This window comes from Streptomyces sp. P5F9, from assembly GCF_057961495.1.
Genome location: NZ_JBXVPZ010000222.1, coordinates 1 through 7929, shown reverse-complemented (window position 1 = coordinate 7929; position 7929 = coordinate 1). Strand labels below are relative to the sequence as shown.

Below are 7929 nucleotides of genomic sequence, written 5' to 3'. Positions count from 1 at the left end.
TGAGGCCTGGTTTTTTTCGCCCCCGCCGCCCCTACCCGTCCCATCCTTCTGGGGCTCCGCCCCAGACCCCGCTCCTCAAACGCCGGAGAGGCTGAATTCGACCCCGGCCGGGGCTTGGTCTTCCAGCCCGTCCGGCGTTTGAGGACGCTACGCCCTGCGCACCTCAAAGAAGAAGCACCCGTACTCCACCGCCCTGATGTGGACGAGGACCACCGACGGGTCGGAGAAGGCCCTGCGGATGGCCTCGTCGTCCAGGGTGTCGACCAGCTCGCCGCCAAGGATGTGCCCCTCGGCCGAGTACCGGCGCAGTACGCGGTGGGCGTTCGCGAACGGATACCCGGAGCCGGCCGCAGGCCCCCCGCACTCCCCGGCATGGATGAACACCGGCCCCTGCTCGTCGTACGCGCCCGGCGCGGCCCCCGTCTCCGCCGCCCAGCGCCGCAGCGGGGCGTAGGAGACAAGGGCGATCCGCTCGCCCGGCTCGCTGCGGCGCAGGCAGCAGCGGAGCGGAGCGCCGCCCTCCTCATCCGTCACGGGAACCATTCGGCGCCCCGCATCGTCAGCAGAGCGCAGCTCCTTCAGGACCGTCGGGTCGACGGGTCGTGCCGTGTACGTCGTCATGCCCCCAGGCTCGCGCTCGTCCGCCCCGCTCACCGGCGGGAACCGGACATCGCGCTCTGTACAGGTCCCGTGGAAGGATGGCGCAACCCACACATAACGAGGAGATGACCGCGTGCCTGGCACAAACCTGACTCGCGAAGAGGCGCGGCAGCGGGCAACGCTGCTCACCGTTGACTCGTACGAGATCGATCTCGACCTCTCCGGCGCGCAGGAGGGCGGGACCTACAGGTCCGCGACGACGGTGCGCTTCGATGTGACGGAGGGCGGCACCGAGTCCTTCATCGACCTGGTCGCCCCGGCCGTCCACGAGGTGACGCTGAACGGCGACCCGCTCGACCCCGCCGAGGTCTTCAAGGACTCGCGGATCGCGCTGGCTGGGCTGCTGGAAGGGCCGAACATCCTGCGGGTCGTCGCCGACTGCGCGTACACCAACACCGGTGAGGGACTGCACCGGTTCGTCGACCCCGTCGACCAACAGGCGTACCTCTACACCCAGTTCGAGGTCCCGGACGCGCGAAGGGTCTTTGCCTCCTTCGAGCAGCCCGACCTCAAGGCCACCTTCCAGTTCACCGTGAAGGCGCCCTCCGGCTGGACCGTCATCTCCAACTCCCCGACGCCCGAACCCCGGGACGACACCTGGGTGTTCGAGCCGACGCCGCGCATCTCGACGTACATCACCGCGCTGATCGTCGGGCCGTACCACTCCGTGCACAGCGTGTACGAGAAGGACGGGCAGAGCGTGCCGCTGGGCATCTACTGCCGGCCCTCGCTCGCCGAGTTCCTCGACTCGGACGCGATCTTCGAGGTCACGCGGCAGGGATTCGACTGGTTCCAGGAGAAGTTCGCCTACCAGTACCCGTTCAAGAAGTACGACCAGCTGTTCGTCCCGGAGTTCAACGCGGGCGCGATGGAGAACGCGGGCGCGGTGACCATCCGCGACCAGTACGTGTTCCGGTCGAAGGTCACGGACGCCGCGTACGAGGTGCGGGCCTCCACGATCCTGCACGAGCTGGCCCACATGTGGTTCGGCGACCTGGTCACCATGGAGTGGTGGAACGACCTGTGGCTGAACGAGTCGTTCGCCACCTACGCCGAGGCCGCCTGCCAGGCCTATGCCCCCCAGTCGCGCTGGCCGCACTCCTGGACGACCTTCGCCAACTCCATGAAGACGTGGGCCTACCGGCAGGACCAACTGCCCTCCACCCACCCGATCATGGCCGAGATCAACGACCTCGACGACGTGCTCGTCAACTTCGACGGCATCACGTACGCCAAGGGCGCGAGCGTCCTGAAGCAGCTCGTCGCGTATGTCGGCATGGACGAGTTCTTCGCGGGCGTGCAGGCGTACTTCAAGCGGCACGCTTACGGCAACACCCGCCTGTCCGACCTGCTCGGCGCGCTGGAGGAGACCTCCGGGCGTGACCTGAAGACCTGGTCGAAGCTGTGGCTGGAGACGGCCGGCATCAACATCCTGCGTCCGGAGATCGAGACCGACGTCGACGGCGTCATCACCGCCTTCGCGATCCGGCAGGAGGCCCCGGCGCTCCCGGAGGGCGCCAAGGGCGAGCCCACGCTCCGCCCGCACCGCATCGCCGTCGGCCTGTACGAACTCGACGAGGACACCGGCAAGTTGGTGCGCGACGAGCGCGTCGAGCTGGATGTGGACGGCGAACTCACCGCCGTACCGCAGCTGGTGGGCAAGCGTCGTCCGGACGTCGTCCTGCTCAACGACGACGACCTGTCGTACGCGAAGGTCCGCCTCGACGAGCAGTCCCTCGCGTTCGTCACCGAGCACCTCGGCGACTTCGAGTCCTCGCTGCCCCGCGCCCTGTGCTGGGCCTCGGCCTGGGACATGACGCGGGACGCCGAACTCGCCACCCGTGACTACCTGTCGCTCGTCCTGTCGGGCATCGGCAAGGAGTCCGACATCGGCGTCGTGCAGTCGCTCCAGCGGCAGGTGAAGCTGGCGATCGAGCTGTACGCCGACCCGGCCGCCCGCGAGGCCCTGCTCACCCGGTGGACGGACGCCACGCTGGCACACCTGCGTTCCGCCGAGGCCGCGAGCGACCACCAGCTGGCGTGGGCCCGGGCGTTCGCGTCCACGGCCCGTACGCCGGAGCAACTCGACCTGCTGGACGCCCTGTTGGAGGGCACCCAGACGATCGAGGGGCTGGCCGTCGACACCGAGCTGCGCTGGTCGTTCGTCGAACGCCTCGCGTCCGTGGGCCGGTTCGACGAGGCGGAGATCGCCGGCGAGTACGAGCGGGACAAGACGGCCGCCGGTGAGCGCCACGCGGCGACCGCCCGTGCCGCCCGCCCGACCGAGGAGGCGAAGGCGGAGGCCTGGGCGCAGGTCGTCGAGTCCGACAAGCTCCCCAACGCCCTTCAGGAAGCGGTGATTTCAGGCTTCGTCCAGACGGACCAGCGCGAACTGCTGGCGCCGTACACGGAGAAGTACTTCGCCGCCGTCAAGGATGCCTGGGACACGCGTTCGCACGAGATCGCCCAGCAGATCGCGATCGGCCTCTACCCGTCGGTCCAGGTCTCCCAGGACACCCTGGACCGCACGGACACCTGGCTGACGACCGCCGAGCCCAACGCGGCCCTGCGCCGCCTGGTCTCGGAGTCCCGCTCGGGCGTGGAGCGCGCGCTGAAGGCCCAGGCGGCGGACGCGGCCGCGTCGTAGTCGTCTTAAGCGGTACGTCGAAGGGGGCGCCCGGTGTTCTGCCGGGCGCCCCCTTTCGTGTGCCGCTCAGCCCGGGAACATCCCGCCCGTGACATTGACGAACGTGCCGGTGATGCTCGCCGCGTGGTCCGAGGCGAGGAAGACGGCGGTCGCGGTGATCTCCGCGAGGGTGGGGTTGCGGCGGGTCATGCGCAGGCTCGACAGGTGGTCGAGGATGCCCTGGATCGCCGCCTCGTTGAGGTCGGGGTTGACCTTGCCGAGCTTCTCGATGGTGAGCGTCTCGGGGATGCCCGCGGCCCAGATCCCGACCGCACGCACCCCGCGCGGGCCCACCTCCATCGCCAGGTTGCGCACGAGGCTGTCGGTGGCCGCGTCGGCGGGACCGGTGCCGCCCATCATCGGACTGCCGTGCGCGGAACCGCTGTTGAGGGTGAGGACGACGCCGCTGCCCCGCTCGGCCATCCGGCGGGCGGCGGCGCGGGCGGTGATGAAGTTGGCCCGGGTGCCGTTGATCACCGGCCGCAGGAAGTCGTCGACGGGCATCTCGGTGATCGGCAGTCCCTGGACGTCGCCGCGCGAGACGAGGTTGAAGGACACGTCGATGTCGCCGACGCGGGCGAGGTGTTCCGTGACGGCGCTCTCGTCGAGGGCGTCGACGACAGCGACCTCGGCGTCCTTGATGTCACCTGCCACGGCCTCCAGCGTCTCCCGGGTGCGCCCCACGAGGTGGACGCGGGCTCCCTCGGCGGCGAAGGCGCGGGCGACCGCACCGCCGATCGAGCCGCCGGCGCCGTAGACGACCGCGGTCTTGTCGGTGAGCAGCATGGTGAACTCCTTGCGGGTCGTGTGTCGTTCGAGTCGGCCATACAGACGCACGCGGGACCGGCCACTCATCGGTCACCCCTCGTCGGTCACAGGCGCAGCGGCAGTCCGAAGGCCGGGAACAGGTGCGGTTCGAAGGACGTGATCTCCACGATCCGGTCGTCGGCGTCGAAGCGGAGGACGTCGAGGACCTGGGCGCGGTAGACCGTCGTACCGGGCCTGCGGACGTAACCCCCGGCCGCCAACTGCCCGTTGGCGCGGGCGGGCAGGTGGCGCCAATGGCCGAGGAACATGGGCGAGTTGGCGTCCAGGCTCACGGTCAGGAACTCCAGGAGCGCGTCGCGGCCGGTGAACCAGAACGGGTTCGGCGGCATGGTGAGCGTGACGTCCTCGCTGAGCAGCTCGGCGACCTCGGACAGGTCGAGGCGTTCGGCGGCGGCCATGTACCGCTTGACCAGGGCGCGTTGGTGCTCGGTGGGTCCGGCGGCCGTCCAGTCCGCGCGGCGGCCGGGCAGCCGGTCGCGCAGGGTGGGGCGGGCCCGTTGCAGCGCGCTGTTGACCGAGGCCACGGTCATGCCGAGCGCCTCGCCGGTCTCGACGGCGGTCAGCCCGAGCACGTCCCGCAGCACCAACACCGCACGCTGGCGCGGCGGGAGATGCTGTACGGCGGCCAGAAAGACCAGTTCGAGGGTCTCGCGGGAGACCACGGCGGCCTCCGGCTGCTCCTCGGCGGAGGGCAACTCGTCGTCGGGGTACGGCTGTAGCCACGTGATACGGGCGAGTGGCTCCCCGCCGCCGTGGTTCATGCCGGGCAACGGTTCGTAGCGCCTGGGGCGGCGGGCCGTACGGCGCTGGAAGTCCAGGCAGGCGTTGGTGGCGATGCGGTACAGCCAGGTACGGGCACCGGCCCGCCCCTCGAAGGTGTCCCGCGCCCGCCAGGCCCGCAGGAACGTCTCCTGCACCAGGTCCTCGGCGTCGTCGTACGACCCGGTCATGCGGTAGCAGTGGACCTGGATCTCACGCCGGTGGGACTCGACGAGGGCCGCGAAGTCGCCTTCGTCGAGCGGGACTTCCGTAACGGTCACAGGGGTGACGGATTCCTGAGCGGTATCGCGCGCCGTGCGGGCCACTCGCCGGAGCCGCGCGACGGACGACGACAGTTCCGTCACCCCGGAGTAGAAGACGGAGGGCGGCTGCGGCACCAGCTCCTCCACCTGCCGCCCGATCTCCTTGATCAGGCCGTGCACACTTACTCCGCCGCTCCCCTGCCGTTCCCGGTAGGCCTTCTGCCGGCAGGCGGCGGAGCAGTAGACGGAACGCCGACCGGTACGGCCCGCCCGTGCGGTGAGCGGCTTGCCACAACTGGGGCAGGATTCATCGGCCACGGGCGCCTCCGGTGTTGCGTCACGGCGTTCCCGCGTGACGCTACTCCCCGAACCGGAACCCGAGGCGTACGCGCCCCGATCTGCCCGGCCACCGTCGCCCCGAACGCCAGCGCCATCCCCGCCACCTGCACCGCCGTCAGCGCCTGCCCGAGCGCCGCCCACCCGACGACGGCCGCGGTCAGCGGGGAGAGCGGGCCGAGGAGGGTGACCTGGGTCGCGGAGAGCCGGCCGATGCCGCGGAACCAGAGCCAGTACGCGACCGCCGTGTTGGCCAGCGCGAGGTACAGGTAACCGCCGACCGCCCGGCCGTCGAGCGCGGGCGGCGCCCCCTCGGCCAGGAAGGCGACCGGCGCGATCAGCAGCCCGCCCGCGGTGAGCTGCCAGCCGGTGAGGGCGAGCGGGCCGACGCCGTCGGGGCGGCCCCACCGCTTGGTCAGCACGGTGCCGGTGGACATCGAGGCGGTGGACGCGAGGGCCGCGAGCACCCCGACCGGGTCGAGCGCCCCGGCCGCCTTCAGTACGACGAGACTGACGCCGAAGGCCGCGACGGCACCGGTGAGCACGCTCCGGGCCGTGGGCCGCTGCCCCAGCAGCACCGCCGAGAGGCCTACGACGATCAGCGGCCCGACCGAGCCGACGACCGCCGCCATGCCACCCGGGAGCCGGTACGCCGACAGGAACAGCAGCGGGAAGAAGGCACCGATGTTCAGCGCGCCGAGCACCGTCGCCTTCCACCACCAGGCACCGCGCGGCAGCACCCGGGCAAGCGCGAGGAGCACGAGACCGGCGGGGAGGGCGCGCATCAGGCCGGTGAAGAGGGGGCGGTCGGGCGGGAGGAACTGGGTCGTGACGGCGTAGGTGGTGCCCCAGGAGACGGGGGCGAGGGCGGTGAGGGCGGCCGTCAGGACCGGACGACTGGCCATGGGAGACGCGCCTTTCAGCAGGGGCCGGCGGAGGTCGAAGTAGGTCGACGGTGATTAGCTTACTGCTAAGCAACTTAGCGTCAAGCCGCTTACTCCTGACCCACTGACCCACGATCCACTGACCCTTGATCCACTTTCTTGCGACCGACCTACTGACCGGCGGATACTCGACCCCATGAACGACAAGGACCCCGTCGACGCGATCGTCGAGCAGTGGGCGGCGGTGCGGCCCGACCTCGACACCGCCGCGATGGAGGTCTTCGGGCGGATCTTCCGGCTCGCCCGGGCCATGGGCGACCGCATGGAGAAGGCGTACGTCCCGCACGGCATCTCCCGCGGCGAGTTCGACGTCCTCGCGACCCTGCGCCGGGCCGACGAGCCCTACACGCTCTCGCCGCGCGAGCTCTCCGCGACCCTGATGCTCACCACGGGCGGCATGACCGGCCGCCTCGACAAACTGGAACGGGCCGGCCTGCTCCGCCGCTCCCCCGACCCGCACGACCGCCGGGGCCTCCAAGTCACCCTGACGGAGAAGGGGTTGGCGCTCATCGACGAGGCGGTCGGCTCAGGCCTCGCCACCCAGACGGCGGCCCTCTCCGGCCTCGACGCCGAAGAGGCCGCCCAACTGGCCGACCTGCTCCGGAAGTTGCTGACCTCGACGGAGCGATGACCGCTCCGGACAGGCCTGTTCAGCCGACGTGCGCGACGAGAGCCGCCTCGACCGCGACCGGCTCGGCGGTGTCCGCGGCCCACGCCACGCAACCGTCCAGGCGCACCGGCGGTGCCGTACGACGGTCGCTCGCCGGGTCCCGACCATGGCGAGACGGACGCCACCGCTGCCGCGGAGGACCGACCTGCCGACGGGGTGGCGTTCGGCGTGGCAGGTATCGAGGAGGTCCGGGGTCGCGGTGCCGAGCGGATGCCGGGCACCTCCGGACAGGTCCCAGGTGCCACCGGTCGCCCGAAGCGTGTCCCCGGTTCGCACCGCCCTCGCCGCCTCCCAACCGCTCGGCAGGGCCCTGACCCGCGCTGTCTGACGGCACCGAGCCCGTGAGCGGAAGCGGACATGCCGAAGGCGCCCGCCTCACCGCCGTGGGTGATGTGGGCGCCTTCCGGAAAAGGTGAGGTCAGACCTTGGCGTCGACAGCGGTGCCGGTCTTGCCGGACTTGGCCTTCGGCGCGCGGTCCTTGGACTTGTCCAGCGCCATGACCAGGCCCGCGATGACCGCGAACAGGGCGAGCGGGATCAGGACATAGAGCCCCAGCGTCTGGGCGACGCTCAGGCCATTGCCCGGGTCGTCACCGTCGTCGCGGGTGAGCGCGAGCGCGGGGGACGTCATGAGCAGCATCATCAGCGTCGTACCGGCAGCCAGGGCACCGGCGCGCAGGGCGTTCTTCTTGTCCACCCCGCAAAAGTAGCGAACGCCCGAACGGACCGCGCGCCCGGGGGTGCCGTATGGGGCGCACGCCCCTCACGGACCCCCTCCACCAC

General features: G+C 70.9%; 7 protein-coding genes. 2 read left to right on the top strand and 5 right to left on the bottom strand.

What is annotated here, in order from left to right:
* Nucleotides 1-147: 147 nt before the first annotated feature.
* A complete protein-coding gene (locus AC31A1_RS29770; protein ID WP_489656287.1) occupies nt 148-621 on the bottom strand; it encodes a DUF1203 domain-containing protein in 474 nt (157 codons plus the stop codon).
* A 112-nt stretch (nt 622-733) separates the two neighbouring features.
* Here AC31A1_RS29770 and pepN point away from each other — a divergent pair, with 112 nt between their 5' ends.
* Entirely contained in the window at nt 734-3307 is a 2574-nt protein-coding gene (gene pepN / locus AC31A1_RS29765) for an aminopeptidase N (RefSeq protein WP_489656286.1), read from the top strand.
* Between the two features lie 66 nt (nt 3308-3373).
* Here pepN and AC31A1_RS29760 read toward each other — a convergent pair whose 3' ends face one another.
* The 3 genes from AC31A1_RS29760 to AC31A1_RS29750 all read right to left on the bottom strand — a co-directional run bounded on the left by AC31A1_RS29760 (nt 3374) and on the right by AC31A1_RS29750 (nt 6437).
* Nucleotides 3374-4132: an SDR family NAD(P)-dependent oxidoreductase gene (locus tag AC31A1_RS29760; protein WP_489656285.1), complete on the bottom strand. Its 759-nt coding sequence runs from the start codon at nt 4130-4132 to the stop codon at nt 3374-3376.
* Between the two features lie 86 nt (nt 4133-4218).
* Nucleotides 4219-5376: a sigma-70 family RNA polymerase sigma factor gene (locus AC31A1_RS29755; RefSeq protein ID WP_489656284.1), complete on the bottom strand. Its 1158-nt coding sequence runs from the start codon at nt 5374-5376 to the stop codon at nt 4219-4221.
* A 2-nt stretch (nt 5377-5378) separates the two neighbouring features.
* Nucleotides 5379-6437 (bottom strand): EamA family transporter, encoded by a 1059-nt coding sequence (locus tag AC31A1_RS29750; RefSeq protein ID WP_489656283.1) that lies wholly within the window; start codon nt 6435-6437, stop codon nt 5379-5381.
* 175 nt (nt 6438-6612) lie between these two features.
* Between AC31A1_RS29750 and AC31A1_RS29745 the strand changes: the two genes are divergently transcribed.
* Nucleotides 6613-7107 (top strand): MarR family winged helix-turn-helix transcriptional regulator, encoded by a 495-nt coding sequence (locus tag AC31A1_RS29745; RefSeq protein ID WP_489656282.1) that lies wholly within the window; start codon nt 6613-6615, stop codon nt 7105-7107.
* A gap of 457 nt (nt 7108-7564) precedes the next feature.
* On the opposite strand, the gene AC31A1_RS29740 is transcribed toward AC31A1_RS29745, so the two are convergent.
* A complete protein-coding gene (locus AC31A1_RS29740) occupies nt 7565-7843 on the bottom strand; it encodes a hypothetical protein (protein WP_489656281.1) in 279 nt (92 codons plus the stop codon).
* Nucleotides 7844-7929 lie beyond the last annotated feature (86 nt).